This window comes from Caldithrix abyssi DSM 13497 (assembly GCF_001886815.1).
Classification (GTDB): domain Bacteria; phylum Calditrichota; class Calditrichia; order Calditrichales; family Calditrichaceae; genus Caldithrix; species Caldithrix abyssi.
The window spans coordinates 820,953-847,938 of the sequence record NZ_CP018099.1; the positions used below are offsets into that span (position 1 = coordinate 820,953).

The 26,986-nt window shown below is 45.2% G+C and carries 23 protein-coding genes; 12 read left to right on the forward strand and 11 right to left on the reverse strand.

The features are described 5' to 3' along the window. Positions 1 to 7: 7 nt before the first annotated feature. Entirely contained in the window at positions 8 to 757 is a 750-nt protein-coding gene (locus Cabys_RS03260) for a class I SAM-dependent DNA methyltransferase (RefSeq protein ID WP_006928719.1), read from the reverse strand. Between the two features lie 101 nt (positions 758 to 858). Between Cabys_RS03260 and Cabys_RS03265 the strand changes: the two genes are divergently transcribed. The 3 genes from Cabys_RS03265 (at position 859) to Cabys_RS03275 (ending at position 5,613) form a co-directional block, all read left to right on the forward strand. Beyond that, positions 859 to 2,907, forward strand: coding sequence for a BatA domain-containing protein (locus Cabys_RS03265; RefSeq protein WP_006928720.1), 2,049 nt, complete (start codon positions 859 to 861; stop codon positions 2,905 to 2,907). Between the two features lie 46 nt (positions 2,908 to 2,953). Then, a complete protein-coding gene (locus Cabys_RS03270; protein WP_006928721.1) occupies positions 2,954 to 4,705 on the forward strand; it encodes an ABC-ATPase domain-containing protein in 1,752 nt (583 codons plus the stop codon). Between the two features lie 107 nt (positions 4,706 to 4,812). Continuing rightward, on the forward strand, positions 4,813 to 5,613 hold the full coding sequence (locus Cabys_RS03275) for a 5'-nucleotidase, lipoprotein e(P4) family (protein WP_006928722.1): 801 nt from the start codon (positions 4,813 to 4,815) through the stop codon (positions 5,611 to 5,613). A 141-nt stretch (positions 5,614 to 5,754) separates the two neighbouring features. Here the strand turns inward: Cabys_RS03275 and Cabys_RS03280 are convergent, their stop codons facing one another. Beyond that, complete coding sequence (locus Cabys_RS03280; RefSeq protein ID WP_006928723.1) at positions 5,755 to 6,522, reverse strand: exodeoxyribonuclease III; 768 nt, start codon at positions 6,520 to 6,522, stop codon at positions 5,755 to 5,757. A 166-nt stretch (positions 6,523 to 6,688) separates the two neighbouring features. On the opposite strand from Cabys_RS03280, the gene Cabys_RS03285 reads away from it, so the two are divergent. The 3 genes from Cabys_RS03285 to lhgO are packed head-to-tail and all read left to right on the forward strand — an operon-like array spanning position 6,689 to position 9,822. Next, on the forward strand, positions 6,689 to 7,789 hold the full coding sequence (locus tag Cabys_RS03285) for a DNA polymerase III subunit (RefSeq protein ID WP_006928724.1): 1,101 nt from the start codon (positions 6,689 to 6,691) through the stop codon (positions 7,787 to 7,789). Between the two features lies 1 nt (position 7,790). Next, a complete protein-coding gene (locus tag Cabys_RS03290) occupies positions 7,791 to 8,627 on the forward strand; it encodes a PSP1 domain-containing protein (RefSeq protein ID WP_006928727.1) in 837 nt (278 codons plus the stop codon). Further along, the gene (gene lhgO / locus Cabys_RS03295) at positions 8,608 to 9,822 is read left to right on the forward strand and encodes an L-2-hydroxyglutarate oxidase (protein ID WP_006928728.1); all 1,215 of its coding nucleotides are present in this window, start codon (positions 8,608 to 8,610) and stop codon (positions 9,820 to 9,822) included. Before Cabys_RS03290 ends, lhgO begins: the two co-directional genes overlap by 20 nt. Before the next feature lie 579 nt (positions 9,823 to 10,401). Here lhgO and Cabys_RS03300 read toward each other — a convergent pair. Beyond that, a complete protein-coding gene (locus Cabys_RS03300; protein ID WP_006928730.1) occupies positions 10,402 to 10,659 on the reverse strand; it encodes a hypothetical protein in 258 nt (85 codons plus the stop codon). A 236-nt stretch (positions 10,660 to 10,895) separates the two neighbouring features. On the opposite strand from Cabys_RS03300, the gene serS reads away from it, so the two are divergent. Further along, positions 10,896 to 12,179 (forward strand): serine--tRNA ligase, encoded by a 1,284-nt coding sequence (gene serS / locus Cabys_RS03305; RefSeq protein ID WP_006928731.1) that lies wholly within the window; start codon positions 10,896 to 10,898, stop codon positions 12,177 to 12,179. A gap of 15 nt (positions 12,180 to 12,194) precedes the next feature. Then, complete coding sequence (locus Cabys_RS03310) at positions 12,195 to 12,908, forward strand: lysophospholipid acyltransferase family protein (RefSeq protein ID WP_006928733.1); 714 nt, start codon at positions 12,195 to 12,197, stop codon at positions 12,906 to 12,908. 21 nt (positions 12,909 to 12,929) lie between these two features. Here the strand turns inward: Cabys_RS03310 and Cabys_RS03315 are convergent, their stop codons facing one another. The 5 genes from Cabys_RS03315 to Cabys_RS03335 form a co-directional block, all read right to left on the reverse strand. Next, positions 12,930 to 14,564 (reverse strand): GGDEF domain-containing response regulator, encoded by a 1,635-nt coding sequence (locus Cabys_RS03315; protein WP_006928735.1) that lies wholly within the window; start codon positions 14,562 to 14,564, stop codon positions 12,930 to 12,932. A 9-nt stretch (positions 14,565 to 14,573) separates the two neighbouring features. Further along, positions 14,574 to 16,484 carry a PP2C family protein-serine/threonine phosphatase gene (locus Cabys_RS03320; RefSeq protein ID WP_150109276.1) on the reverse strand — a complete coding sequence of 637 codons (1,911 nt, stop codon included), beginning with the start codon at positions 16,482 to 16,484 and terminating at the stop codon, positions 14,574 to 14,576. Between the two features lie 199 nt (positions 16,485 to 16,683). Continuing rightward, on the reverse strand, positions 16,684 to 17,418 hold the full coding sequence (locus Cabys_RS03325) for an SDR family NAD(P)-dependent oxidoreductase (RefSeq protein ID WP_006928738.1): 735 nt from the start codon (positions 17,416 to 17,418) through the stop codon (positions 16,684 to 16,686). A gap of 3 nt (positions 17,419 to 17,421) precedes the next feature. After that, entirely contained in the window at positions 17,422 to 18,048 is a 627-nt protein-coding gene (locus Cabys_RS03330) for an MBL fold metallo-hydrolase (RefSeq protein ID WP_006928739.1), read from the reverse strand. 22 nt (positions 18,049 to 18,070) lie between these two features. Further along, on the reverse strand, positions 18,071 to 19,042 hold the full coding sequence (locus Cabys_RS03335) for a 2-hydroxyacid dehydrogenase (protein ID WP_006928740.1): 972 nt from the start codon (positions 19,040 to 19,042) through the stop codon (positions 18,071 to 18,073). Positions 19,043 to 19,185: 143 nt separating this feature from the next. Here Cabys_RS03335 and Cabys_RS03340 point away from each other — a divergent pair, with 143 nt between their 5' ends. From Cabys_RS03340 to Cabys_RS03350, 3 genes are read left to right on the forward strand one after another with little or no spacing between them, the layout of a single operon-like run. Beyond that, the gene (locus Cabys_RS03340; protein ID WP_006928741.1) at positions 19,186 to 19,752 is read left to right on the forward strand and encodes a hypothetical protein; all 567 of its coding nucleotides are present in this window, start codon (positions 19,186 to 19,188) and stop codon (positions 19,750 to 19,752) included. An 11-nt stretch (positions 19,753 to 19,763) separates the two neighbouring features. Beyond that, the gene (locus Cabys_RS03345) at positions 19,764 to 20,297 is read left to right on the forward strand and encodes a TlpA family protein disulfide reductase (RefSeq protein WP_006928742.1); all 534 of its coding nucleotides are present in this window, start codon (positions 19,764 to 19,766) and stop codon (positions 20,295 to 20,297) included. A 16-nt stretch (positions 20,298 to 20,313) separates the two neighbouring features. Beyond that, positions 20,314 to 20,985: a B3/B4 domain-containing protein gene (locus Cabys_RS03350; protein WP_006928743.1), complete on the forward strand. Its 672-nt coding sequence runs from the start codon at positions 20,314 to 20,316 to the stop codon at positions 20,983 to 20,985. Between the two features lie 229 nt (positions 20,986 to 21,214). Here Cabys_RS03350 and Cabys_RS03355 read toward each other — a convergent pair whose 3' ends face one another. Then, entirely contained in the window at positions 21,215 to 23,473 is a 2,259-nt protein-coding gene (locus Cabys_RS03355) for an IS4 family transposase (protein ID WP_006928432.1), read from the reverse strand. Between the two features lie 162 nt (positions 23,474 to 23,635). Here Cabys_RS03355 and Cabys_RS03360 point away from each other — a divergent pair, with 162 nt between their 5' ends. Beyond that, a complete protein-coding gene (locus Cabys_RS03360) occupies positions 23,636 to 24,877 on the forward strand; it encodes an IS110 family RNA-guided transposase (protein WP_006926587.1) in 1,242 nt (413 codons plus the stop codon). A gap of 629 nt (positions 24,878 to 25,506) precedes the next feature. Here Cabys_RS03360 and Cabys_RS03365 read toward each other — a convergent pair. Continuing rightward, entirely contained in the window at positions 25,507 to 26,208 is a 702-nt protein-coding gene (locus tag Cabys_RS03365; RefSeq protein WP_006928745.1) for a diacylglycerol/polyprenol kinase family protein, read from the reverse strand. A gap of 162 nt (positions 26,209 to 26,370) precedes the next feature. After that, complete coding sequence (locus Cabys_RS03370; RefSeq protein WP_006928746.1) at positions 26,371 to 26,967, reverse strand: sulfotransferase domain-containing protein; 597 nt, start codon at positions 26,965 to 26,967, stop codon at positions 26,371 to 26,373. Positions 26,968 to 26,986: the final 19 nt, after the last annotated feature.

A 26,986-nucleotide genomic window follows, 5' to 3' on the forward strand; every position in this document is an offset into this window, starting at 1 on the left:
AATTGATCTATCGTCTTAAAACAAAATGAGCCCGGTCAGAAGTTTCCATTACTGGTTTCATGCTAAAGTTACTAAAAATTTCAAGCAATTTAAAATTTGTTTGTTTTATTAACAGAATCCACTCTTTAACCTCTCTGATTTTTTGCCGATGTTCTTCGTAATAACATTGACCGTTAACCCATATTTTAAATTGATTGATTTGCAGGTTTTCATTTTCATCAAAAAAGCTAAAGCGATCGTAGCGTAAGTTTTCGTTGATCACGGCGCTTTCCTGGTATTCTTTGAACGCTGTTTTGCACAAATAGGGAGTTACAATATCAAAAATGAGTAAACCGCCCGGACGTAATGTACGGTAGCATTCGTTAAAAAAACAGAGCGCGTCCCGGTCGGCATGCAGATAGTTGACCGAATCGTAAAGCGCAAGCGCCGCGTCGAGCGAATGTGTTTTAACCGGAAGCTGGCGGAAGTCGGCGCAAATCAAATGGCGCGCAGAAGATTTTCGGTTGGCGGTTTTAAGCATGGGCAGGGAGAGGTCAAAGCCCAGCGCTTTGCGTCGATAGCCGCGTAAATGGGGCAAAAGGCTGCCGGTGCCGCAGCTCAAATCGGCAATAACGGATATCCGCCGTCCGGCCAGTTTGAAAAGCGCCTTAATGTAATTGGCCCACATCGCGTAATTAACGTGGGACATTACATGGTCGTAAATACTGGCAAGGACAGAATAGGGCGCCACCTGTTGTAAACGATTAGTTTCTTTCATGCATCGCCTGAATTTTGCCCCTGTCTTTATGTTTGTAAAAAACCGATTAAAATGTTAATTTGACCCCTTGTAAAAGTAATATTAAAACCGGAATCAAACCCATGTTTAACTTTATTAACGGTCTTGTGCTTCCTGTTATTGCGGCGGCTCTCATTCCCCTGATACTACATCTTTTAAACCGACAAAAATTAAAAACCCTGCCCTTTAGTTCCATTAAATTTTTAAAGGAACTGCAAAGCAAACGAATCCGGCAGGTAAAAATTTATCAGATTCTGATCATCCTCATTCGCATGCTGTTTATTGTATTCCTGGTGTTGACCTTTGCCCGGCCGGCTCTGAACACCTTTTTTAGCGCTCCGTTAAGCGGAGCCAGAACGACCTCGGTTATTTTGCTTGACAATTCGCTCAGTATGCAAACGCGCAGCCATGTTCAGTCCCATTTTGAAAAGTCCGTGAATATTTTGCGAAAAATCCTGAACACGTTCAATGAGTCGGATCATGTGGCTGTCATCACCGGGGATCTGGACACCGGTGCGCCCTTGCAGTACAATTATAATGAATCTTTTGAATTTTCTCAATTAAAAGTCAGTAATTTTTCGTTCGACCTGGGCCATGCCCTTTTGCTGGCCAGGCAATGGCTGGAGAAGTTTCCTAACTACAATAAAGAGATCATTATCATTAGCGATGGCAGAATTCCGCGGAATGTTTTGTCTGATTCTGCTTTAAGCATTTTAAAAAATGTAGCAGCCCGCGTTTATGAAATTAACGTGAGCTCCCCCGCTCAGGCTGATATTAATTTAAGCGTTGATACGGCCTATGTGGCTTCCAGGCTGATTGATTTACAGCAACCGGTGCGCGTGGCAGCGGTGGTGCAAAATCTGGGAGAAGAAGAAAAGGAAAGTTCGATTAGCCTGTACGATAAGCAAAATCGTCTGGCCATGCAGTTAGTCACCATTCCACCCCAGAGCGCGAAAAATGTGGAGTTGTTTTTTTCTCCCCATCGGGCCAGCCAATACGATCTTACGCTGGAGCTGGATGACGATCCCCTTTTAGCGGACAATCATTATTATTTATCGTTAAACATTCCGGCGGAAATCAGGGCGCTGTACGTGCAAAACCGCCCGGGCATTGAGATTTCGGCGGCGCTTCAGGCGCTGTCGGCCAGAACCAACCTGAAAATTACGGAAGTTTCCGCAGCCAACTGGCTGGCCGAGCCCCTTTCGGAGTACCAGTTGCTGGTTTTTGACGACCCGCTAAATATTAACGAAATGCAGCTGGGCATTTTAAGCCAATTTTTAAATTCCGGCAAAAGCATCATTTTTATCCCGGGATTAAGCAGCTCGTTAAGCGATTACAATCACATTCTGGAACGTCTGGTTCAAAAAAAGCCGTTTTTAGAGCTGGTGAAAAGCGCCGCAGTGGGGCAATTTTTTACATTAAAGCAAACGCTGGCCGGCAATCAGTTATTGGAGCCGGTTTTTCGAAAAAAGATGACAGAGGTGCAGTGGCCGCATTTTTATCAATACTTTAAATTGCGTAAAGCGGGCGATGTTTTATTTGAATTTTCCAATGGTGATCCGTTTGTGCAAATGGTTAAAAAACGGGGCAGGGGGAACGTGTTTGTGTTGAGTAGCGGTCTGACAGGGCAGTGGAGCGATTTTCCTTTAAGGGGATTGTACATTCCCTTTTTACACCAGCTTTTTGCCCTGGCCACGCACAACGCCGAAGAGGATAACCAATTTTTAATCGGCCAGCCAGTTACCATTACCGTGCCGCAAATCGAGCTGCAGCGCAATTTTCAATTGCAGAAGCCCGATGAAGAAGTAGTGTCTATTATTCCTGAACAGACCGATTTTGGCTTAATCTTTTCTTTTGATGGCTTTGCTCAGCCCGGCCATTACCGCATTTTACAGGACGGCAAATTGATCAAATCTTTTGCCGTTAATCTGAATGCCCGGGAATGGAAGAGGCCTTTTGTAAAGCTGGAAAGCATTCGCCCGGATGTGGTACGTTTAAACGCAGAAGATTTTAGCGAAAAGAGTTTGCTAAAAGCGCGCCTGGGACGCGAACTGTGGCCCGTGTTTTTAACCCTGGCCTTACTCATGCTGGCTTTGGAGATGTGGTTAATCCGTAAGCTGGAACAGGGATGAAAATTTGCCCCTCGTTCAATCATGATTTAGGGATGGCGGAGGAAGCATGTTAACGGCAAACGATCTTCATAAAAGATTGCAGCAAATCGATGGCAAAGGATACAAAGCTTACAAAGAATTAAAAGGCGCTTACCGCTACGAAAAGTTCATGCTTTTTATCGACCACGTGCAGGGCGATCCTTTTGCCGCGCCTTCTAAAGTTCGTGTGCGCGTATCTCAAAAGCTGGCGCAAATTCCGCTGCCCTTGCTGCGCACCACAGAGAGGCGATTGGGCGCCGGCGACGCCCTGATTCGCATCATCCACCAGAATATTCGACGATTTGCTCGTTTACAACGCGGAACCGGCAAAAGCGGATTGATTACCATTGATGTGGGCGGTCAGGAAATTTTACCGCGCAGCGCCCTTATCTTAAACGAAGATTTTGTGGAAGCGCGCATGGAAATGGGCCTGCCGGCGCGGGGGCGGACGATTCTGGCGCGCCAGGCGCAGGAAATGTTTTTTGATGAACTGCCCCAGATCATCCACCATGCGCTGTTTTTCGAAAAATTGGATCGGCAATATGTGACGCGTTTTGCCCATTACACCGAAAATTTTTTTGGACTGCAAAAACAATTAAAAGAAAAAGGTCTGGCGGCTTTTGTGGCCGAAAATGCCATCTTGCCGCGGGAGAGCGGTATTTCGCAAAAACCGTTGCCAGCAGAACAGGCCGTGCCCTTTAAAGCGCCTGAATCTTTAAAAGTACGATTAAAACTGATCAACCCGCTAAACGGCAAGGATTTTATCGAGGGCTGTGGTATTCCGCGAGGAATTACGCTCATTGTGGGCGGCGGTTTCCATGGCAAATCCACTCTGCTCAATGCGCTGGAACGGGGCGTTTATGCGCATATTCCCGGAGACGGCCGCGAATATGTGGTAACCGATCCTACGGCTGTTAAAATCCGCGCCGAGGACGGGCGCCGCGTGGAAAAGGTGGATATCAGACCGTTCATCAATCATTTGCCGGGCGAAAAAGACGCGGCGCAATTTTCCACCGATGACGCCTCGGGCAGCACCAGTCAGGCGGCCAATATTCTGGAAGCGCTGGAGGTGGGCGCGCAGACGCTTTTGGTGGATGAAGACACTTCGGCCACCAATTTTATGATTCGCGACGCGCGCATGCAGGCGCTGGTGCACAAAGAATTTGAGCCCATCACACCCTTTATCGACCGTGTTCGCGAAATGTACGAACGATTTGCCGTTTCCACCATTCTGGTCATGGGCGGCAGCGGCGATTACTTTCAGGTGGCGGACACGGTGATCATGATGAAAGAGTACTGCCCGTACGTTGCAACCGAAGAAGCGCGCCAGATCGCCCAAAAAATAAACGCCGCCCGCAATTTTGAACGGGAATTCGAATGGCGCTCCGTGACCGAACGCATTCCCCTGCCCGAAAGTTTTGACGCTTCCAGAGGGAAAAAAGAGGTGAAGATAGAAGCGCGGGGGATACACACCATCCAGTTTGGCCGAGAAACGATCGACCTGCATCATGTGGAACAGCTGGTCGATGTCAGTCAAACCAGAGCCGTCGGCTTTGCGCTTAATTTTTTAAGCCGGCGCTGGATGGATGGCCGACGCACGATCAAAGAGCTGATGCAGTTACTGGAAGAGTTCTGGCGAGAAAATGGGCTGGATCGATTAAATCCCTTTCAGAAAGGCGATGAACATCCGGGCAGTTTTGCTCAACCACGTCTTTTTGAGATGGCCGCCGCCCTGAATCGTTACCGGCGGCTTAAAGTAAAACAAAAAAAATCAGTTTGACAAAGGGCTTTGGTGTTTGTAAATATTATTGATTAAAGAGCTTAATTTTCAAAGATTTCTTTTAAAATAAAAGCCCTGGGCATCCCATAAAGGTGAAAGGGAATATTATGAGACGCATTATGATTATTTTTTCCGGGTTGTTGATTTTATTGGCTTCCTGTCAGATTAAAACCAAAACCAACCCCAATGAGCATCTGGTAATGGCTACTTTGTACCAGCAAACTGCCGCCGAATACCGCGCTTTGTGCTACCAGGCGTTCAATTTAGGACGCTGGCAGTTGCAGGCCATGTTAGATACCCTCCAGAGCAAAAAGAAGCCGGCCGTGATTGTAGATATTGACGAAACGGTGCTGGATAACAGCCCTTATGAAGGCTATGTAATCAAAACCGGGTACTCCTATCCTGCGGGGTGGAAAGAGTGGGTCAAAGCCGCGCAGGCAGAGCCGGTGCCTGGCGCGCTGGAATTTTTAACCTTTGCCGATCGACAGGGCGTGGACATTTTTTATGTATCCAACCGTAGGGCAGAAAATCAGGCCTGGACCATGAAAAATCTGAAAAAGGTCGGCTTTCCTCAGGTGACGGATGACCACATGTTCTTACGTACGATCACTTCCAGCAAAGAGGAAAGACGGCAGGCCATTCAAAAAACGCACACCATTCTGCTGCTGTTTGGCGACAATCTGAACGACTTTGCGTCTGTTTTCGAAAACAAGTCGATTGATGATCGCTTTAAGGCCGCGGATGAGTTTCGCTCGCAGTTTGGCAGGCGATTTATCGTACTGCCCAACGCCATGTATGGCGAATGGGAAGGCGCCATTTACAACTACAACTGGAGCGCAAAACCGGCGAAAAAAAGCCAGATGCGCTTAAACGCCCTGCGCTATTTTAAAATGCACGACCTTCAGTAAAACGTGCGGTTAAAACGGTCTGCCTGGATAAAGCCATTGCAGTATTCCGGACGCTGGTTTTGCCGTGTACCTCGTGGCGGAATTTGGCGCTATGCCATCCTTATGCGCGGGTGAGAGAAAAAAGAAAATAAAGGCCGTGATTCAAAATGCCAGTTCAATGCCCAGCGGGCAGTGGTCGGAGCCCATGACTTCTGGCAAAATAAAAGCCTGTTTTAGATGTGGCAGCAGGTTTTCCGAGTTCATGAAATAATCGATCCGCCAGCCGATGTTGCGCTGACGTGCGTTAAAGCGGTAACTCCACCAGGTGTACTGATCTTTAAGCTGCGGGTAAAAGTGGCGGAAGGTGTCGATCCATCCTTCCTGAAGATAGCGGTCGATCCAGGCCCGTTCTTCCGGTAAAAAACCGGACGTTTTTTGGTTGCTTTTCGGGTTCTTTAAGTCGATTTCGCGGTGCGCGGTGTTAAAATCGCCGGTAATGATGACCTTGTTGCCGGCATCGCGCAGGGCATTGGCCATTTTGAGCAATTCGGCGTAAAACTCCAGCTTGTACGCCACCCGTCCGTGATCGCGCTGACCGTTGGGAAAGTAGACGTTAAAGAGCACAAACGAGTCGTAGTGCGTGATTAACACCCTTCCTTCACTGTCAAATTTTTCAATTCCAAGCTCTCTTTCGATTTTAGCAGGTTCCTGTCTCGAAAAGGTCGCCACGCCGCTGTAACCTTTACGCTGGGCAAAGTTCCAGTACTGATGATAATCGGTTAAGCGTAATATCTCTTCCGGGATTTGTTCGTTTTGTAATTTGGTTTCCTGCAAACAGATGATATCTGCGTCCAATTTTTTTACCTGGTCGATGAATCCGTTGCGTGTAACAGCTCTTAATCCGTTAACATTCCAGGATATTAATTTCATGAACTTCCTCTTTTTTCTTGATTCCAACATAAAACGTAGTTTGTGGAAAAAAAAATTCCGCAAAAATTAAAATTTTAGGGAAAAAGATCACTAATTTTTTTTATAATTTACGAATTTTTGTTTATATTTGTAAAAACTACATTAGAAGACGAGTAAATAAATATAGATGGAATACTTTAATAGAGTTGTAGTACAGGAGCGCGTAAAAAAGCTATTCGCAAACTCGCTTCAGAACGGACGTTTGGCGCATGCCTATTTGTTTTATGGAGATGAAGGGCGAGGGAAAGAGGCCTTTGCTTTGCATCTTGCTCGCGCCTTGAATTGTACTTCCGAAGAAGAAAGGCCCTGTGGCGAATGCCCCAATTGTAAGCGAATCACCCATTTTAATCATCCGGACATCAAGTTCATTTTTCCCGCTCCTAAAAACATTAAGCACGAGCAGGTAAAACAGATTATTCAGGTAAAAGCAAACAATCCATACGCGGCTCTGCCTCTGACGGACAGTAAAAATATTTCCATTGACGCCATTCGTGAGTTAAAAGAAGAAGCGAAGTTCGGCGCTTTTGAGGGCGGATATCGGGTAATAATAATCACCGGCGCGGAGTATTTTTCGCGCGAAGCCGCCAACTCTTTTCTAAAACTGCTGGAAGAGCCGCCAGATAAGTTTTTGATCATTTTAATCACCCCGGCTCTGCATGCCATGTTAGATACCATTCGCTCCCGTTGCCAGCCGGTGTACTTCCCGGAGTTTGACGACGAGCAGATTGAACAGATAGTCCGTCAGTATGAAGAGGTAAAACAGGACATCCGTCCATTGACGCGCATGGCGCATTACAATCTTAAACGTATTTTTCAAATGTTGCATACGGATTATTCCGAACAAAAGAAGTGGGTTCTGGAATTTATTCGAGCCGTTGCCGTGGAAAATTATTTTCATGTTAATGAACTGCTCGAGTCCATTCAATCCAGAAGGGGGCAGCAAGCGCACCTGGAGTTGTTGAATCTTTTAACCGGTTGGTTTACCGATACATTGCATCTGCAGCTTGATGAAAATTTTGATCGGCTGATCAATATTGATTTTGCCGAACCGCTTCGTAAGTTCTCTAAATCGTATCCGCAAATTAAGGTAAGTGAAATCATTGAACGTATTGAAAAAGCGCACAAGGCGATTGAAGGCAATGCACATCCCGTGATAACCTGGATGAATCTGGCGATTGACATCCATGGTTTGCTGGGGCCCATACGAGAACTTAAGGAGGCAATATAATATGACACCAGAGATCATAGAGATAGAGTTTAAAGGGAACAAACGCGTTCCTTACTTCAACCCCAAAGAAATTAAGGTAAAACCAGGCGATTACGTTATTGTGGAAGCGGATAAAGGAATTGATCTGGGCCGCGTGAACAAGATAGGACGTCTGGTTGCTTTGACAAACATTAAAGGCGAACCCAAAAATATTATTCGTAAGGCCGTACCGGAAGATCTGCAAAAGCTGAAGGAAAACCGAAAAAAGGAAGCGGAAGCTTTTGTAGTGGGTCGCGAAAAGATAAAAAAACACAATTTAAATATGAAACTGGTTGACGTGGAATACCAGTTCGACAACAACAAGTTGACCTTCTATTTTACCAGCGATAAACGTGTGGACTTCCGTGCGCTGGTGCGCGATCTGGCGGCCAAATATCGCACCAGAATTGAATTACGGCAGATCGGCGTGCGCGATGAAGCGCGGCGTTTGGGCGGACTGGGCGTTTGTGGCAAACCGTTGTGTTGTTCCTGTTTTATGCAGGAGTTTGAACCGGTAACGACGCAATACGCGCGTTTGCAAAACCTGCCTTTAAACACCTGCAAGTTAACCGGCGTTTGCGGGCGTTTAAAGTGCTGCCTGGTGTACGAAAAGGCTTTTTACGAAGAAAATTTACAAAAATACCCGCACATCGACAGCAAAATCCAGACCGTGCGCGGCGAGGCAATCGTGGAAAAGATCGACATCTTCAAAGAATTAATCTATTTAAGATTTAAAAACGAGGAAGAAGCGGACGCCATTCCCCTTGAAAAATTTCAGCAAATAACGCGGGAAACGTACTATGCAGCAGCAGAACTTTGATTATGATATTGTAATCATCGGCGGCGGAATCGTTGGCCTGGCCACCGCTTACCGCTTAACGCAAATGACAAAAGCCAGGCTGGCCGTGATCGAGGCCGAAGAACGACTGGCAGCCCATCAAACCGGCAACAACAGCGGCGTGATTCACTCCGGCCTTTATTACAAGCCGGGTTCGCTTAAAGCCAAAAATTGCGTGGAAGGGCGCGAAGCGCTGTACCAGTTTTGCGCCGAACACGATATCCCACACGAACGCTGCGGAAAACTGGTAGTGGCAACCGCCGAAGAAGAAATCCCGCGTTTAAAAGATTTACACCAGCGGGGGGAGGCCAATGGGTTAAAAGGTTTAATGTGGTTAGAAAAAGATGACTTGAAGCAATATGAGCCCTATGTGGAAGGAGTAGCCGGCTTACGAGTTCCGGAAACGGGCATTGTGGATTACACCGTGGTCACGGAAAAGCTGGCTGAACTGGTTCGGGCTGCCGGACACGACGTTTTTTTGGGCCATCGTTTTTCGGGGCTGGAACAACACCATTCCGGATTAATCGTAAAAACCAATCGACAAAATTTTAAAACGCGTTATTTGATCAACTGCGGCGGCCTCCATTCCGATCGCATTGCGCGCAAATGTGGTTTAAAACCGGACGTCAGAATCATCCCCTTCCGCGGCGAATACTACAAAATTAAACCCGAAAAACGCCACCTGGTTAAGAATTTGATCTATCCTGTGCCCGATCCGGAATTCCCCTTTTTAGGAGTGCACTTTACGCGTATGATCGACGGAGGGGTGGAGGCTGGGCCCAATGCCGTGCTGGCCTTTAAACGCGAAGGGTACCGGAAGACCAGCTTTTCTTTGCGCGATACCATTGAGACCTTTACCTATCCCGGATTTTTACGCCTGGCCGGAAAGTATTTAAAAACCGGGCTGGCTGAATATTACCGCTCGTTTAATAAAAAGGCTTTTGTAAAAGCCCTGCAACGTTTAATCCCAATGGTGCAGATGGGTGACCTGGAGCCCGGCGGCGCCGGCGTGCGCGCCCAGGCGCTGGAAAAATCGGGCATGCTGGTGGATGATTTCAGAATCATCGAAGCGCCGGCCATGATACACGTTTTGAATGCCCCTTCGCCGGCGGCCACGGCCTCGTTGAGTATTGGCAAAACAATTGCACAGATGGCGAAGAAGAATTTTGACGTGTAGCGGCGTGATCAATTAAAAATTATCCCACCAGAGCGGGCTGTTTAAGGCACGAATTAGAAATTAATGATTATGGCCGGGGGATTTAGAGTCTCCATCCGCGAAGTACCTCCTTCCCGGGCCATTCAGAGCTCTCCCCTTTCTTTGTCATTTCAAGGATCCAGCTCCGGCGGGAGACGAGAAATCTTTTTCCCTGCCACGTTTGGAGAAGATTTCTCCTCGCCCGTAGGACGGGCTCGTCGAAAAGACGGGCGGGGGCGCCCACAGGACGGGCTGGTCGAAAGGACGGGCGGGAAGTGCCCGTAGGACGGGCTGGTCGAAAGGACGGGCGGGAGAGCCCACAGGCGTGCACGCCGTAATAACAGGCCGGTCGACATTAAACCAATTAACCAATCTCCCCCCCAGCAGCAAAAAATTTTCGCATCCCGCCATGGTGGAATAGAAGTTTTGAAGGAAGTATTCTATTCAACCATTCAACTAATCAACCATTCAACCAATCTAGCAGCAAAAAATTTTCGCACCGCGCTATGGCGGAATAAGCCTTTCGAAAGAAGTAATCCAAGCGATGTTTGATAAAACCAGTCAAAACAGATAAAAATATTCGGGAGAACGCGGCTCGGACTTCTGGTAAATGATTTTTCGGATGGTTTCGTACTGCAAGTAGGGATACTCTTCCTGTAAAATTTCTAACGCCTCCTGCGTGGAATACGTGCGTTTTAATTCGCGAAACCTGTTGCGAATTTTGAAATCACGCACGCCTTTTTCGCGCAAAAGATTATGTTCAATCAGGAATTGAAAGACCGAATCCGGGATATGGGGCTTAAGAGGGTTCTTCACCATTGTTACGCCTCCTGTTTTTGTTAAATAATACTGCGGTAACAATGTGAAGTCGAATCCCCCTCCTTCTATAAGTGTTAAAATTTTCTTACAACCACTTAATACAAATTTAAAAAGATTTGGTTCCCGGGCAAGAGAAAAATTTTTCCCTAAAAGGGATCGGCTTGCTATGGATTAACGCCTTCTGTAAATTTGTGGGCAATTTAAAAGCAGAGCCACAGCAAATAGAGGAAAGTTTTATGTTAGATTTAAAATTCATCCGCGAGAATCCGGAAACGGTTAAGAAAGGGATTCAGGCCAAAGGCGAAATGGGCGATGTGGATCGCATTCTGGAGCTGGATCAGCGCCGCCGGCAGATTATTCAGGAAGTAGAAAACTTAAAAAAGCAGCGTAATGAAAATTCAAAGAAAGTTGCCCAATACAAAAAAGAAGGTAAAGATGCGGCGGAAATCATCGAACATACCCGGCAAATCAGCGAAACCATCAAGGGACTGGATGAGGAGCTGAAAGAGCTTGAAGAACAACTAAGCGAACAGTTAAGCCGCATTCCCAACCTGCCCCATCCATCCACGCCCATCGGTACGGATGCCAGCGAAAACGTGGAGGTCAATCAGTGGGGCGAACTTCCGCAGTTTGAGTTTACTCCTCGCAATCATCTGGAAATTGGCGAACGACTGGATATTCTGGATTTTAAACGCGGCGGCAAGGTCACCGGAAGCGGATTTCCGGTTTACAAAGGGGACGGGGCGCGTCTGGAGCGGGCGCTTATCAATTTTATGCTCGACTTTCACATCGAAAAGCACGGCTACACCGAAATATTTCCGCCCTTTCTGGCCAATCGTGAAAGCATGTATGGCACCGGCCAGTTGCCTAAATTAGAAGAGGACATGTATCTGGCTGAGAAAGACGATCTGTTTTTAATTCCTACCGCCGAAGTGCCGGTAACCAATCTGCATCGCGGCGAAATTTTAGATGGCGCCGATCTGCCCATCAAGTACGTGGCCTATTCGGCCTGTTTTCGGCGCGAGGCCGGTTCTTACGGAAAAGAAACGCGCGGCTTCTTACGCGTCCATCAGTTTAACAAAGTAGAAATGGTTAACTTTGTCCATCCGGATAAGTCTTACGAATTTCATGAACAACTATTGAGAGAAGCGTGCGAAATTTTAGAAGCGCTGGAGCTTCCCTACCGCGTGCTTTTGCTCTGCTCCGGCGATTTGAGTTTTGCCGCGGCCAAGTGTTACGACATTGAAACCTGGTCGCCGGCCGAACAAAAGTGGTTAGAGACCTCCAGCGTCAGCAATTTTGAAGATTTTCAGGCGCGCCGGGCTAACATTCGCTTCAGGCCGGAAAAAGGCGCCAAGCCCATGTTTGTCCATACCTTAAATGGTTCGGGATTGGCCACGTCACGGCTCATGGTTTCTTTGCTGGAAACGTACCAGACCGATGAAGGAACGGTCATCATTCCGGAAGTACTGCGCAAATACATGGGCGGCCAGGATGTAATCAAACGTAAGTACAAATAACCGACAGGATGTAGAATGTTACGGACGTTGCTGGCTTATGTCTTTGCTGTTCTGCACACGCTTTTTTGTTCTCTGGCGGCCATTGTTTTTGGACTTTTTAATCCCTATTCTAAAATTGTGGACAAAATCATCCGCCTGTGGGCCAGGGGACTTTTAAAAGCAGCCGGCGTTAAAGTGGTTGTTCATGGGCAGGAAAAGCTACGGAAAGATCAGCCTTACATTTTTATGTCCAACCATCAGGGAGCTTTTGATATTTTAGCCGGAGTGGTAGCCATTCCGGTGACCATGCGTTTTATTGCCAAAAAGGAGTTGTTTCGTATTCCCATTTTTGCCCACAGCATGCGCACGGTGGGTATGATCCCCATCGATCGCGGCAACAGCGCAGAAGCCCGAAAATCGCTGGAAGAGGCGGCCAGAACCTTACAAAACGGTGTTTCGGTTTTGATCTTTCCGGAGGGAACGCGCACCAGAGACGGCAATATTAAACCGTTTAAAAAGGGCGGATTTGTGCTCGCCTTAAAATCGGGGTTGCCCATCATGCCCATGGTCTTTACCGGCTCATTAAATATCATGCGCAAAAATTCGCTTAAACTTCATAAAGGAACCATCCACGTCTATTTTTTAGATGAAGTGGATACCTCGCAATACAGTTTTGAACAGCGAAACGAATTGTTAAAAGAGGTAAGAAAACGCATCGTTGATTTTTACGAAACGGTAAGATTGGAATAAACGGGCAAACGCACCTCTGCGCTACACAACACACACCTGATCGCGGCCCTGTTGTTTGGCCTGGTAAAGCGCCTGATCGGCCAGTCTTACCAGATTAACCGGATCGTCGCTGTCTTCCGGGCAGGAGGCAACGCCCAGGCTAATGGTCAGCGAACAGGGCACGATGTGCACCTTATCCGGGAACTGATAATCTTTGATAAGCCGGCGCAACTTTTCGGCAAAGGTAACGGCCTCTTTCTTTTTAATGCCCGGAAGGATAATGACAAATTCTTCACCGCCGTAGCGCGCCACGATGTCTGTCGAGCGGGTATTTAAAATCAACAGGCGACTGATGGCCCGCAACACTTCGTCGCCCTCCAGATGACCGTGCAAATCGTTGTACGTTTTAAAAAAGTCGATATCCAGCATAATCAGGCTGAAAGGCGTTTTGTAGCGCTTGGTGCGCGCCACTTCCTTGCGCAGCTCACGCACAAAATAACGATAGTTGTAAACGTTGGTCAGGCCGTCACGAATGGCCTCTTCCGATTTGATCTTGTACAGTTTTTTTAATTGATTAAAAAGCAGCATGTTTTCAAAGATTACAGCCACCGTGTGCAGAAAGGAACGCAGGATGCGAATTTCGTAAGTGGCAAACTTTTTGTTGGTCTGGCATTTGTCAAAATAAATCAAAAATCGTTCATCAATGTCAAAAATGGCGTCTAACTCTTCTGTTTCGCCCTCGATGACAAACGAATCGGAGATGTCTTTACGACCGAATTCTTTTAAATAGCCCACCACAAAACTGACGCTGTTGAGTGTGTCGGCAATTTTTTTTAGTAAAGGGTTTTTGATTTGATGGGCATCTTTTACCCATAGCAAACCACGTTCTTCTTTTAAAAGGGCCAGTAAATCACGGCCCATTTTAAAGTTTAAATTTTCACTGTCCGTATTAAAATTGCCATGCAAAGAAAAGGGGGAAATCACGAATTCTTCTGAATCGTAGCGAAACACAATACATCGATCGATGGCAAAACCTTCCACGATTTTCGCAGGCAGGATGCGCAACATTTTTTCTGGGTCTTCCAGACTCCGCAATTCATTGGCCAGCGCGTTCAGATAAAAGAGTAAATCGTTGTAACGGGCCAGCTCTTCACGGGAGGCGATTAAATCCTGATTAAGCTTGGTAAGGTTTTTATTCAGTTGTTCCAGCTCGGAGACCTTGCGTTTTAAGCGTTCAACCAGATTAATATTGTAGCGTTGCAGCAATTCGCGTTCAAACTCAGGCGAAACAGATTCGCGTTTTCCGGCCAGGAACTCTTCTATTTTAAAGACAAATTCATTGATGTTAATCGGTTTGCTGATGTAGCCGTCGCAACCTGCAGCCAGAACGTACTCGCGAATGTCCTCTTCTTCCGCGGCCGTCAGGGCAATAATGGGGATGGACTTTAAATCCGGCTGGCTTTTTAAGTGGGTGGTAACCTCCGAACCTTGCATGTCGGGAAGCATCAGGTCAATGATGATCAAATCCGGTTTGTGTTTTTTGGCCAGCCGAATGCCCTCCAGCCCACGGCTGGCTTCATAATAGGCATAACCCTGATAGCGCAAAATGTCGCCCATCAAGGCCCGGGCATCAGGGTCATCCTCAATGTAGAGGATTTTAATCTTGTTTTTGTTCATAAACTTCTTTTATTCAAATTTACAAAGAACCAGGGTTATATCGTCTTCATGTTCTCTTTTCCCGCTAAAATTCTGCACAGCGTCAATAATTTTTTGGCGCAATTCATAAACAGGTAAATGGCGGTTTTCTTTCAGCAATTTAATTAAACGTTCTTCTCCGAACTCTTCTTCCAGGGCATTCATGGCTTCAGTAATGCCGTCGGTGTACATTAAGATAATATCTCCGTGTTCAAATTCAAGTTCCTGTTGTTTAAATTGAATATCGGGCTGAAAACCAAGCACGATGCCCCCATCTTTTAGCCACACAATTTGCCCGTCATTTTTGAGCAGAATAGGCGGATTGTGGCCGGCATTGGTGAAGATAATCTTCTTTTTTTGCGTAGAAACCAGGGCGTAAAAAAATGAGACATAATTGCCTTCAACACTGCTCTCGTAAAGCAAGTTATTCAAACGATAAACAATGTCACAACTTGTCATGAAAAACTGACGCTGGCTCCGCAAGCCAGCCAGCGCAAGAGCCATTGTAATGGCGGCAGGCGCTCCTTTGCCCGATACATCCCCTATGGCCAGCCCTACGGTGAACTCGTCGTATTGAATGATATCGTACAGATCGCCGCTTACTATTTTACTGGGAATATTTACGGCAGAAATGTCCAGTCCTTTAATGCGCGGGAATCTTTGCACCAGTAATGCCTTTTGAATATGACCGGCGTTAATCAGTTCATGCTCCAGAGCCTGTTTTTCCAGCATTACTTTAAATTGATTGGCGTTATGGATGGCAATGGCCGCCATTTGTCCGAAAAGCTGAAGCAATTCCACCAGATGCTCGTTAAAAAAGGACAGGCGGTCGCTTTCCAGGCAGATGACTCCCAGCACTTTATCATCGAAAATTAACGGAATGGCGCACTGGGACAGTGTTTCGTCGCGCAGACGATAGTAATGGTCTGATTTGCGAACATCGTCAATGACATCGATGGTTTTATTAGCCACCACCCAGCCAATGGAACCCTCGCCTATTTTGAGGTGCAGATTTTCTATGATGGCCGGATCGTAGCCATCGTAACTGATGTTCTTTAGCTCGCCGGAATGTTCGTCAAACAAAAAGATAGCGGCGGCATCGTAATGGGCAACCTGACGCGAAACACTAAGAATAAAATCCAGAATTTGTTTAATATCAAAAGAAGAGAGAATTTTATGTCCGACCTCAAGCAGTTTGCGCATCTGATAGTTCCGATTCCGCAGATCCACAATGAGCGCCGTGTTCTCTAAAATCAGTCCCGCTTTTTTCTGAATCTTTTCAAAGATTTTCCAGGCTTCCGCTTCATGGAAGAAGAAAATCTGCTCCGGATTAATCAACAAAAAGGCGAAAATTTGATTGTGTCCGCGGAAGGCAAATAAGCTGTTCAGATTGTTCTCATGGGCAATACGGATAAATTCGCGGGGTAATTGGGTTTTTTCCAGTTTTCTGATGTGTAAGGTTTGTAAAGGAATTCCCTCCAGATGCTCGCTTTTTAAATCAAAAGCCAGCAGTTCTTTATCCGTAACATTGTGATAATGGGCCGGATAGTATTTGTCTTCTTCAACGATGTAAAAAATAAATGCCTGCTCTGAAAACAATTCGTCAAAGGCCTGGTAGAGAAGCGATGCCACTTCGTTAAAGTGTGTGGCATGGTTGAGGTCGTTGTTCAATTTTTCTAAAATACGCTGCGCTTTGGTGGTTAAAAAATAAGTTTTAGGTAAAAGTATTTTTTTTAGAAAACGTAATAAATACGGTTGAAAGAGCAGCAAAAGAATAATGGTCACCGTAAAGGTTAAAAAAGGAGATTCTGTAAAGCGGTTCAGCAATAAATCGAAAACGACAAACAGAATTAACGCAATCGTATAGACAAAGACAGTTTCTAAAATTTTACGTGTACTCAAGTTGCCCCCACTATTTTGGCCGAATTTAGACAAAAACGAGGAAAGATTCAATTAAGTTTCGCCTCCTGACAAACAGAAAGCGCCCGGCCGGCGAAACAACTTTATGGCAGAAAGAGAGTTTAGTAGGGAAAAATTGAAGGGACGTAATATCTTGCGTCAACGCCGACATTTCTTTAGCCTCAGGAAAAATTTATATATTTTAACGGATGGCTCTGCCGCCGTCCACATTAATGCATGCTCCGGTAATGTAATCGGAATCTTCAACTAAAAAGCGCACCGTTCGGGCGATATCGTACGCGCTGCCTTCCCTTTTTAAAAGCGTTTGGTCAATGGCGTATTGTTTTTCCGCCTGCGGAAAGGACGCCGGCATTAAAACCGGTCCGGGGTTAATGCAGTTTACCTGCACATACGGGGCCAGCGCTTTGGCCAGCGCAGTGGTCAAAGCCATTACGCCCGCCTTGCTAATACTGTACGGAATGTAAGAAGGAAAGGGATGAATGGCGCCGCTGTCGCCGATATTGATTATTTTTCCGGACTTCTGGGCAAGCATACGCATTCCGATTTTTTGTGACAGGAAGAATACGCTTTTCAGATTCAGATTAAAAAATTGATCCCACTCCGCTTCTGTTACCTTACCAAAGGGCGTTTTAAAAAAGAGGGCCGCGTTGTTTACCAGTACATCGATGCGGCCTGTTTTTTGCCAAACCGCTTCCGCCAGCTCTTCTGCTTCCTTAGCCTGTTCAAGATCAGCCCGAAACAACCGTATCTTTCCGCCCTTGTTTTCAATCTCCTTTTTTAACTCTTCGGCCGCTGCGGCGCTTTGGTGGTAGTGACAGCAAATTATGGCGCCTCTGGCCGCCAGTTCCAGCGCAATAGCCCGTCCTACTCGCACCGCGCCGCCTGTAATCAAAACGATTTTCTCATTAATATCCATAGCTTACATGGTTCTTAAAAAAGGATTGTTTCTTTTTTCGTCGCCAATGGTTGTGTCCTCTCCGTGGCCGGCATGTACCACCGTTGCTTCCGGAAGGGTTAATAACTTGTTTTTTATGGATTCCAGCAGCACATTGTAGTTGCCGCCGTAAAGATCGGTGCGGCCAATCGAGCCTTTAAACAACACATCGCCCACAAAGACATGGCCATCGAGATAAACGCTAACACTACCGGGACTATGCCCCGGAGTGTGCAATATTTTCACCGATTGATTGCCAAACTCGAACTCTTCGCCATCTTCCAAAAAACCATCCACTTCCGGAACGGAAGAACAGTTAAGACCAAAAAATAGGGCCTGTTCTTTAAGAGCTTCTAATAAAGGCAAGTCTGCCTCGTGGATGTAAAAAGGTATCTTAAATTGCTGTTTTATCTCATAAAGATGGCGGGCATGATCGATATGATTGTGCGTATTAATCACACGCGTAGGGGTTAAATGGTGTTCTTCTATCGCTTTAATTATTTTTTCCGGTTCATCGCCGGGATCGATTAAAAAGCAGCGATTTGATTCTTCATCGACAACAATGTAACAATTGACTTCAAACGGCCCGACAGGAATTTTGATGATCCGCATAAACACTCCTTAATTAAACAGATTAAAAGAAATTTACCGGATTAACGGCCTCATTCTTTTCCAGAACTGATATCACATTTCTGGCAGCCATGCGCGCCATTTCATCCCTTGTTTCCACAGTTGCGCTGCCAATATGTGGTAATAGTACTACGTTGTTCAGCTTTAAGAGTTCCGGATGGACTTCCGGTTCATGTTCAAAAACATCAAGGCCGGCGCCAAATAGATGGCCTTTTTTAAGGGCGGCAACCAGGGCCTCTTCATCCACAACGGGGCCGCGGGCCGTATTGATTAAAATGGCGCCTTTTTTCATGGCGAAAATGCGTTCTTTGTTGAGCAGGTGAACCGTTTGCGGCGTTAACGGGCAATGTAAAGACACAATATCCGCTACTGTTACCAGCTCATCCAGGGACAGGTAGCGGGCGTTCGTTTCTTCTTCAAAGGCGGGTTTGGATTGCGTGGAATAGTACACAATGTTCATCTCAAAGCCAACAGCCCTTCTGGCCACAGCCTGTCCGATGCGACCGGCGCCTACAATGCCGAGCGTTTTCCCCTTGATTTCCATTCCCAACAGCAGCTCCGGTTCCCAACCCTTAAACCGACCTTTTCGTAAAAAGCGATCGGCTTCCACCACACGACGGCTGACGGCCAGAATCAATGCCCAGGTCAGGTCAGCGGTGGCAGCGGTCAAAACATCCGGCGTGTTCGTAACAAAGATTTTTCGTTTGGCGGCTTCCTGCACATCAATATTGTTGTATCCCACGGCGTAATTAGCAATAACTTTTAACTTACGCGCTTTGCTTAATATTTCTTTATCGATGGTATCGGAGAGCAAACAAATCAGGGCGTCGTATTCGGCCACGGCTTTTTCTAACTCCGTCCGTGAGATGGGAATATCTCCGTGATGCACGGTAACCTGGTAACCCTTTTGTTTTAAAAGCTGAATTCCGGCCTGCGGAATTTTTTTGGTAACAAAGACTTTAAATCTGTTGTTCATGCTTTTTCACCCTAAAATCCACACCCAATAAACAGTCGATAAATAAGATAATGTAGAATAAGTTGAGGATCAAAGAAAACTTTTCTTTGTTTATTATTTATCAATTTATTATAATTGGAGCTTTTACAACTCAGGATCGAATAATGTTAATTGTTTCCGTTTTAGTAGCAATAATTTGGGGCATTTTTGCGTTATACGGCAGTAAAGAATCATTAACAGGAACAGGCAACGTCCGGAGGCTCTGGTACCTGTTGTTTTACTTGCTGTCCGGAATCGTTTGTCTATTTTTACTGCAATGGCAAAAGTCGCTCTTTTCCATAGCGCTGGGCGGTTTCATTCTGCTGACGGGATTGCATTTCCTGTCGATCATGGAATTCCGCGTTTTGCAAAAGTTAATTAACAGGGCAAAGCACGAAACGGAAAACTGGATCGAAGGCTTTCCACTTTATCTTGTATGGCTAATGTATTTAGCTGAGAGCAAAAACAATTTTACAGAAAAAAACCTGATTCTCTCATTGTTTATTTTATTTATGGCAGGATTTTTGCAGGCGCTATTTAAGTTAAGGAGGCGGATGTCGATTCTTAAATGGCAGAATGAATTAACCGTAACACTGACCGGTATGTTTTTGATTATCAATGGTTTGATTGCGATAAGCGGCAATGTGTCATTCTTTTTAGTGATTTTTGAGAAAATTTTACGCATTTTATAGGAGATAATCACATGAGCCAAAATAAAGCACTGAGGATTCAATTTTTATTATTGCTTTTGATTTCACTTTCGTTTGCCCAGAATGGCAATAAAATAGAAGTTTTTTCTGTTAAGAACTTATCCGATGACAACACGGTTTTTGAAGAATATAAAGGCAAAATTACGATTATAAATTTTTGGGCAACATGGTGCGCAGCCTGTTTAAAGGAGATGCCCCAGCTCGAAAAAATTTACAACGAATTTAAACGGGACCAGGTTGAAGTAATTGGAGTTGCTGTCATGTCTGACAGCAACAAAATCGAAAAAATGATAGAAGTTACCGGCGTAACCTACCCCATTTTAACCGGCGATCGTAAGTTGTTGCAAAAAATCAGCAACAGCTTGATCATTCCACAAACCATTATCTTAAATAAAGAAGGAAAAATTGTGGCCCGCTTTTTTGGTGATCAGAGCTATAAAACCTATCGAGAGACGATCCTTCACTATCTTGAACAATCTCAACTAACCGGCGCTCCACGAACTTCCTTGAATTATTCGCAGGAATAATTTAATTTAATCGATTATGAAAATAATCATAAGTGCTTCGGAGATTATTAAACAACGTATTCCCGGTTTGAAATTGGGAATGGTTTATGGTTGCGGCGCATCCGTAAGCAAGGCCTGTCCGGAGTTTGAGGCCGGTTTTGATGAACTGCAATCCTATTTAAACCGCCATTACTCAACCGCGCCCCTGTCATCAAACCCGGTGATCGGCCATGTAAGGCGTATGTACCGTAAAATCGGCTGGGAGCCCACTCGATATCGCCCCTCTTCCGAAGCGCTGGCCCGGCGCATTTTACAGGGGAAGGGACTTTATCGAATTTTTAATCTGGTCGATCTGGGGAATCTGGTCTCGGCACGCTACCACCTGCCCATGGGCCTTTACGATGCCGATAAAATATCTGGAGATATTCTGCTCGACGTGGGCCGCGCCGGCGAATCCTATCAAGGGATCGGTAAAGGAGAAATCCACGCCGAAGGAAAATTGATTTTACGCGATGATCTGGGAATCTTTGGCAATCCTACGGCCGATTCAAAACGCACGGCGTTGGATCAGGCCACGAAATCCATTCTGGCCATTTTTTTTACGCCGCCTGAAGTGGAGGCACCCTACCTACAGCAGGCGCTCGATGACCTGACAACGTATTACCGGCCGTACGTAAAAGATCTGGAAAAAGAAATAATCAGCTTTTAAAATGGTTTGCTTCCCGGGATAGCCGTAAGGGCAAAGGGGGCCCTGATTAATGCTGTCCAGGGAAGAAAGAATCGTTGTACAAAGAAAAGATTTTGATGGAAATCCTGCGCCCCGGGGCTGTCCCAAAAGTCAGAGAAAATGTATTTTTATAAAGTTTTTCTTTCCCTCACCCCCTTTAATTCCCCCTCTCCCGAAATCGCTGACCTTTACCCACACATAGCACCGTGGGTTATGGGCCGTCTCGGCTTGAAGTAAAAATAATATACATCTCGGTTGCCGTATCTAATCGCTGTATCCCTCGCCAGAGCGTTACTGTGCCAGGCTCGCCATCACTCTTTCTGCCTAAATGGCCTCCGATCTGACCTACCATACGGATGGCTTCTCGTAAACTCATCGGCTCCTCCGGCGCTATGGGCGTCTTATGCACATAGCAATACAACGCTTTCCATTCCTCTTCTTTGAAAAATACGCTCGCCGGCGAATCCGGTACTTCACGACCCAACATGGTCATATGATAAATGCGCCAGGCTACTACCATATCGACGGCTAAGGCCGTCTCTAAACGATCCGCACTACCTAATTGGCGATCCTTTATGCGACAGCCGCTCTTTAAGGTTCGATGATATATCTCTATACCCCAACGACGCGTGTACCACTGCACTCTTTGATAAGCTTCAGAAAAATTATCTACCGAGACCGTGGTCAATAACATCCACTCTATTGGGCTCTTAATATCAGGTGGTGGATTAATCTCTCGGATATAAACAGCCCAGACCTTTATTGGATCAGAGGACGAAAATCGTTTCGGAGGCTCTAAATCTATCGACGAATAACGCAAAGACATCTGGGCTTCACGCGCCCTGATATTGCCCCTTCGAGGTACATGAATTTGAAATTGACCGCGCTCTTCTTGACTGGACATGTAATCCCACAGATCGATTCCGGCCACTTTGCGATTGCGGCGCTTGCCCACGCGTACCAAAAGACCAGCCTTGCTATCTTTCCTTTGAGCTTCATGAAATAATTCGTAGATATCCGCCTCGCGATCGCCAATGCTTACGATAAGCGTCTCCGGACATAACTTAGCTATCTCGTTGACCCGGCGATAACTACGTAACCATTTCATACTCTCTTTTTGCTCAATGGGTAATTCCTTACGACGACGCGTCTTGCCTCGATCCTTCGGATCACGAGCCCATACCTGGGCATCCAATACGCCTAACGGCGTGCCATCCTCACTAAAGGCCAATGTATCATGTAAAATCAAGCCAATGCTCTGGTGATCTAAATGGCTTGTCGGCCCCAAGTCTTTGGTCATGGGATGCGTGCTGTAGTCTAAAATGGTCGTGTCCTGAGGCGCTAAAACCACCTTGTGTTCTTTTATGCGATCTATCGTCGCCTCGGTATGTGCATCTAAAATAATATCCATGGTTACCTTCTCGTTTTGAAAAAATCGATAGGCGCCCATCGTGCGCGCCTTACCACCACAGGCCTCCGGTATGTTGGCCTGCGGCTTGTTGTAAAAATCATCCGCAATGGCGTACAAACGCTGTTTGAGACGATTGTCATATAAGCGAATGCTGCCAAATTCCCGCTCCGCCCAATTCGATGAGTCTTTGATTAATCGTCCATGGCCTAAACCGTCCGCACTCTCCTGACATAAAATCTTTCGCCAGTTCCTTTGCAATGGATAAAGAAATACCTTTTTGGCGATACCGTCACGACGACCGCTGGTATTTCCTACATAAAGCCAGTTGGAAGCCAGGTAACCGATGCCTTTGAAAACACTAGAATCCACATAACTTTCTACCAAAACCGGGCGATAACCATAACGACTCTCCCAATCGGTTCCAATACGCTGCAAGGCTTTACTCAACAGAAATGAAGCCAGATTCTTGACCTTAACCGTAGGTACGATCAAAAAACGATCATTACTGATCACATACTGGATATTCTCCCTTCGCGCCTTTTCGCTCCAGCCAATATAGGCATCCCTGGCTCGTAACTTATAAGTCGCTGAACTAAAGCCTAAAGCGCCAATATAGCCATACTTCTCGCTTTTTACAATATAGCGAATCTGAGCGCCACAAAGTTTTGCGCTTTTAAGGTAATGGAAATTCTCTATTAACTGAAACCATGCGCGCGAATCCTTGCTGTAGCGGCTTTTGATCGGCTCGATTACAATTTCGCCCAAAACCGATAAATGGCCTTCAATGGAGGCGATTGGAACATCAAGCTTACGCTTTTTCTTTTTTTCAAAAGCATAGCTTTTTTTTCTTTCTGGTAATTTTATTAAACCTCGTCGATCCAGCTCTAGCAAGGCTTTACGGCAGCTCATCTCCTGCAGTTTACCATTGGGAGATTTCCAGTCCATCAGTTCGCATACCTCTCGCGATAATTTCCTGCGAGATATCTGCGGCTGCCGGGCAATGATCGCATTAATACTCTTAAGTATTGGTTCGCTAAAAATTTTCCCATATATTTGCATGTAGAAAATTTAACAAATTATTCCCCCTGTGTCAAGTGTGTGCCAGGTCCAGCCCGAAATCGGGAGAGCTTACTATATTATAGTTGTCAACAAAAGGATGAAAGAAAAGACTATACTCCTTAAATTGTAAGCTGATTTAAAAAAAAAGAAAGGAGCATAGTCATGGGGAAAATAAACAAAAAAGAGAGAAAATTCAACGAAGAAACCTTATTAGTTACAGTGGATATAGGCAAAAAATTTAATTACGGTTATGCACGTACAAAAGATGGTCAGGAGTTAGAAGTGTTTAAGTTTTTTAACACAGGTAAAGGATTCGAATATTTTTTAAAAAAAGTAGAAAGCTTCAGAGCAAAGACCGGTCTTAAGAATTGTTTATTTGGCCTGGAATCCACTGGCAGCTATGGGCTTGCGCTCATTCATTATCTACATCGAAGGGGCTATGAGATTGTACAAATAAATCCGATGCATACCAAGCGCCTGAAAGAATTAACGGACAATAGTCCCAATAAGACAGATAAAAAAGACCCAAAGGTCATAGCAGATATAATAGAATTAAACAAATATTTAACAGTAATCATCCCAGAGGGAATTTTTGCGGAATTACGCGAATTGGTTCATTTAAGAGAGAAAATACTTGAAGATCTACGAAGGAGTTATAATCGAATTGAGGGACAGTTATTTAAGATATTTCCGGAATTCTCTCAGGTCATGAGAGATTTAACTACAAAGACTTCACGTTATCTTTTGGCTCATTATACTTTACCTCAATTCATATTGGATTTAGGCTTAACAAAGCTAACAGAGCTAATAAAGTCAGTAAGTAAAAACCGATTAGGTGAAGAAAAGGCCCTTGCTTTATATGAAGCTGCTAAGATGAGCGGAGGCATCAAAGAAGGAACCCGGTCCATTGTAATGGAGATCAAGATACATCTTGATCAGATAGATCGTTTAGAATCTTATCAAAAGTCACTAAAGGATGAGATAGAGAATTATTTAAAAGAAGTGCCATACAGCAGGAACATATTATCCATAAAAGGGATAGGACCCATAATCGCAGCCATTTTAATAGGAGAGTTAGGAGATATCCGCAGATATAAAAGTTATCGTGAGTTAGAGAAGATAGCGGGATTAAACCTGTATGAAGTCAGTTCTGGCCAACATAAAGGTAAACATCACATAAGCAAACGCGGTCGGAGTTTATTAAGAAAAGCTCTTTTTTATATAGCCATCAATGCAAGTAGAGGTATCTTACAAGAAGTTTATCAGGTACATAAGGAGAAAGGGATGGCCAGCGCCAAGGCTTTAACGGCGTTATCCAGAAAGATATTAGCCATTATTTTTGCATTAGTAAGAGATGATAGTTTCTACATAGAAGGCTATAAAAAATCAAATAAAGCAGCCTAAAAGCAACAATTTGAGATATGGCGGGAAGACCTTCGGCCCCCCCATAAAGGCATACAGATAGTATGACCTTCGGTAAGAGAGCAAAAAAAGGCTTCCCGTCATATTTACCTTAGTTCCGATTAAGTAAGATAAGAGCTGTTAAAATACAGACTCTCGAATATCAGGGTAGAACAAGGTAAAATATCTCAAAAAATAGGCGAAAAAGTTATCCACAATAATTAACATATTAAAAAGAAAGGAGTTAGGTGTGTAAAAAATGAGTTATCCACATATCCACACCCTCTACAGTTATTAACATATTGTTAATAACTTTATTATTAAAATATTTGACTATAATAAATCAGGGGGGCAGGGGGTGAGGGCTACTGTAAGCTTTTTCCAATCTTTGTATAATTATACATTAGATGTCGCTTTTGAGACACCCTCCTGAACCATTGATGGCAGGCGATGGTATCAGTCAATGTAAGGCATTTCAAGCTTTTATTGAAGCATGCAACCATTCAACCAAATTTTCCCCTGCAGCATAACAGTGTGCAAACGGTCGGCGGGTTGAGGAAAAATCGTGCCAGAAGAAATATCATTTGAGGGGCCTCCTGGCGTATTTTAGGACAGGCCGCGAGTTTCAACAATTACAAAAGAAAGAACAACAAGCTGGCGCCGATTAAAGGCACAAATAAATTGTCCGTGCCAAAAGGTGAAATGGCTTCAACGCCGGTTAAAATAAAGGACACGATCAGGCTTTTACCGAGCAGAGATAGGGGCTTTACCTGCGAAAAAGCCGAATTTATTTCAAAGTACTGTAAAAAGAGTAACGTCCCCCAGATGGCCAGCGTACTAAAAATAAACATGGCCACCGATCCTTCAAGGCTTCTTTCCAGACCGCGGAGCTGAAAACGATGTTTGCCAAAATATTTGCCCAATAAGCTGGCCATGGCGTCGCCCCAGGTCATGGCCATGATGGCTGGCAAAATTAAATGGAGCTGATCATCTGGCTGATTACGCCAGCCCAACAAAAAAAGAAGGGTAATGGAAAAGGCGAAAAACACCGTGCCCGGGCTCTCTTTTTCGCCGTCCATGGCGCTAAAGGTTCGCTGTCGATAAAAAATGTAATTCAATACGATAAAGGTGGCAAAAGGTACAACGCCCCAATACCAGTGGTCAAACAACAAAACAATGGCCCACGTCCACATGCCCGCGCCAATATGGATAATTTTACGGCTGACAAACTGCGGCCAGTTTAATTTTTTGGCAACCTGTTCCACAATAATGAGTAGCCCAAAAGCGTAAACATAAGAGAGAACAAGCCCCCACACATCATTTGAACTCATCATGGATTCTCCTGAGATGATCATTCCATTCTACTTTAATAAAATAACAAAAGGAGGTTGCCGGGGCAACTTAAATTAATCTGGCATTGTTTTTAGGCCGGGATAACGGCTCAATACACGCGATTTCGTGCCGGTATTTCTGAACGAGGCGCGATACGTTATTGATTAATGGCCCGTTATTTTCGTTCTGTAAAGCTCCGGCTGGATAACCTGTTGTATCTGCTTTGTATTAAAAGCGATGTTCAAAAAGTCGGAAAGAATCGCAAGTTCCGTTTGCGGCTTTTCAAACAGGTGATGAAAGTTGATTTGCCGCACCTCCATATTTTTTTGATGGGTCAGCCATCGGCCAATGTCAAATAGATGAGCCGCATAGTGTCGTTTTAGCGTATCATCATCGATTTCGGAAACCTTCCCCACATTTTTGAGCATCCTGTTTTGCGAAGCTATGATTTCATCCAGATTCCGATTCATGAAAATAACTTTGTACTGGAACTCCGCAGGGAGATGGTAGAGCAAATGGGAAATTATCTTAACGGCCTTTCCTTTTGCGTATTTAAGCCATTGATTATCGTTTTTAAGATTTTTGACCGCCTGATACTCAAAATAGCCTCTGGGATTATTGACGTCGCTCTGGCGAACGTTATCGACCAGCAACGGCACTCCCGCAGCCTGCAAAATTTGCATCATTAACGAAGTCCCGCTGCGCGGCAATCCGCTGACCACAATAATCAAATCTTTATTTTTTTTCGTTAAGGCAACCAATGGGTGGATCTTCCGTATT

Excerpts from the sequence above, each read along its gene's own strand:
- Cabys_RS03360 (WP_006926587.1), top strand. The coding sequence starts at position 23,636 with ATGGGGAAAATAAACAAAAAAGAGAGAAAATTCAACGAAGAAACCTTA.
- Cabys_RS03270 (WP_006928721.1), top strand. The coding sequence starts at position 2,954 with ATGTTAACGGCAAACGATCTTCATAAAAGATTGCAGCAAATCGATGGC.
- Cabys_RS03315 (WP_006928735.1), bottom strand. The coding sequence starts at position 14,564 with ATGAACAAAAACAAGATTAAAATCCTCTACATTGAGGATGACCCTGAT.
- Cabys_RS03335 (WP_006928740.1), bottom strand. The coding sequence starts at position 19,042 with ATGAACAACAGATTTAAAGTCTTTGTTACCAAAAAAATTCCGCAGGCC.
- Cabys_RS03290 (WP_006928727.1), top strand. The coding sequence starts at position 7,791 with ATGACACCAGAGATCATAGAGATAGAGTTTAAAGGGAACAAACGCGTT.
- Cabys_RS03345 (WP_006928742.1), top strand. The coding sequence starts at position 19,764 with ATGAGCCAAAATAAAGCACTGAGGATTCAATTTTTATTATTGCTTTTG.
- Cabys_RS03265 (WP_006928720.1), top strand. The coding sequence starts at position 859 with ATGTTTAACTTTATTAACGGTCTTGTGCTTCCTGTTATTGCGGCGGCT.
- Cabys_RS03355 (WP_006928432.1), bottom strand. The coding sequence starts at position 23,473 with ATGCAAATATATGGGAAAATTTTTAGCGAACCAATACTTAAGAGTATT.
- Cabys_RS03340 (WP_006928741.1), top strand. The coding sequence starts at position 19,186 with ATGTTAATTGTTTCCGTTTTAGTAGCAATAATTTGGGGCATTTTTGCG.
- Cabys_RS03325 (WP_006928738.1), bottom strand. The coding sequence starts at position 17,418 with ATGGATATTAATGAGAAAATCGTTTTGATTACAGGCGGCGCGGTGCGA.
- serS (WP_006928731.1), top strand. The coding sequence starts at position 10,896 with ATGTTAGATTTAAAATTCATCCGCGAGAATCCGGAAACGGTTAAGAAA.
- Cabys_RS03330 (WP_006928739.1), bottom strand. The coding sequence starts at position 18,048 with ATGCGGATCATCAAAATTCCTGTCGGGCCGTTTGAAGTCAATTGTTAC.
- lhgO (WP_006928728.1), top strand. The coding sequence starts at position 8,608 with ATGCAGCAGCAGAACTTTGATTATGATATTGTAATCATCGGCGGCGGA.
- Cabys_RS03280 (WP_006928723.1), bottom strand. The coding sequence starts at position 6,522 with ATGAAATTAATATCCTGGAATGTTAACGGATTAAGAGCTGTTACACGC.
- Cabys_RS03260 (WP_006928719.1), bottom strand. The coding sequence starts at position 757 with ATGAAAGAAACTAATCGTTTACAACAGGTGGCGCCCTATTCTGTCCTT.
- Cabys_RS03310 (WP_006928733.1), top strand. The coding sequence starts at position 12,195 with ATGTTACGGACGTTGCTGGCTTATGTCTTTGCTGTTCTGCACACGCTT.
- Cabys_RS03350 (WP_006928743.1), top strand. The coding sequence starts at position 20,314 with ATGAAAATAATCATAAGTGCTTCGGAGATTATTAAACAACGTATTCCC.
- Cabys_RS03365 (WP_006928745.1), bottom strand. The coding sequence starts at position 26,208 with ATGATGAGTTCAAATGATGTGTGGGGGCTTGTTCTCTCTTATGTTTAC.
- Cabys_RS03275 (WP_006928722.1), top strand. The coding sequence starts at position 4,813 with ATGAGACGCATTATGATTATTTTTTCCGGGTTGTTGATTTTATTGGCT.
- Cabys_RS03285 (WP_006928724.1), top strand. The coding sequence starts at position 6,689 with ATGGAATACTTTAATAGAGTTGTAGTACAGGAGCGCGTAAAAAAGCTA.
- Cabys_RS03300 (WP_006928730.1), bottom strand. The coding sequence starts at position 10,659 with ATGGTGAAGAACCCTCTTAAGCCCCATATCCCGGATTCGGTCTTTCAA.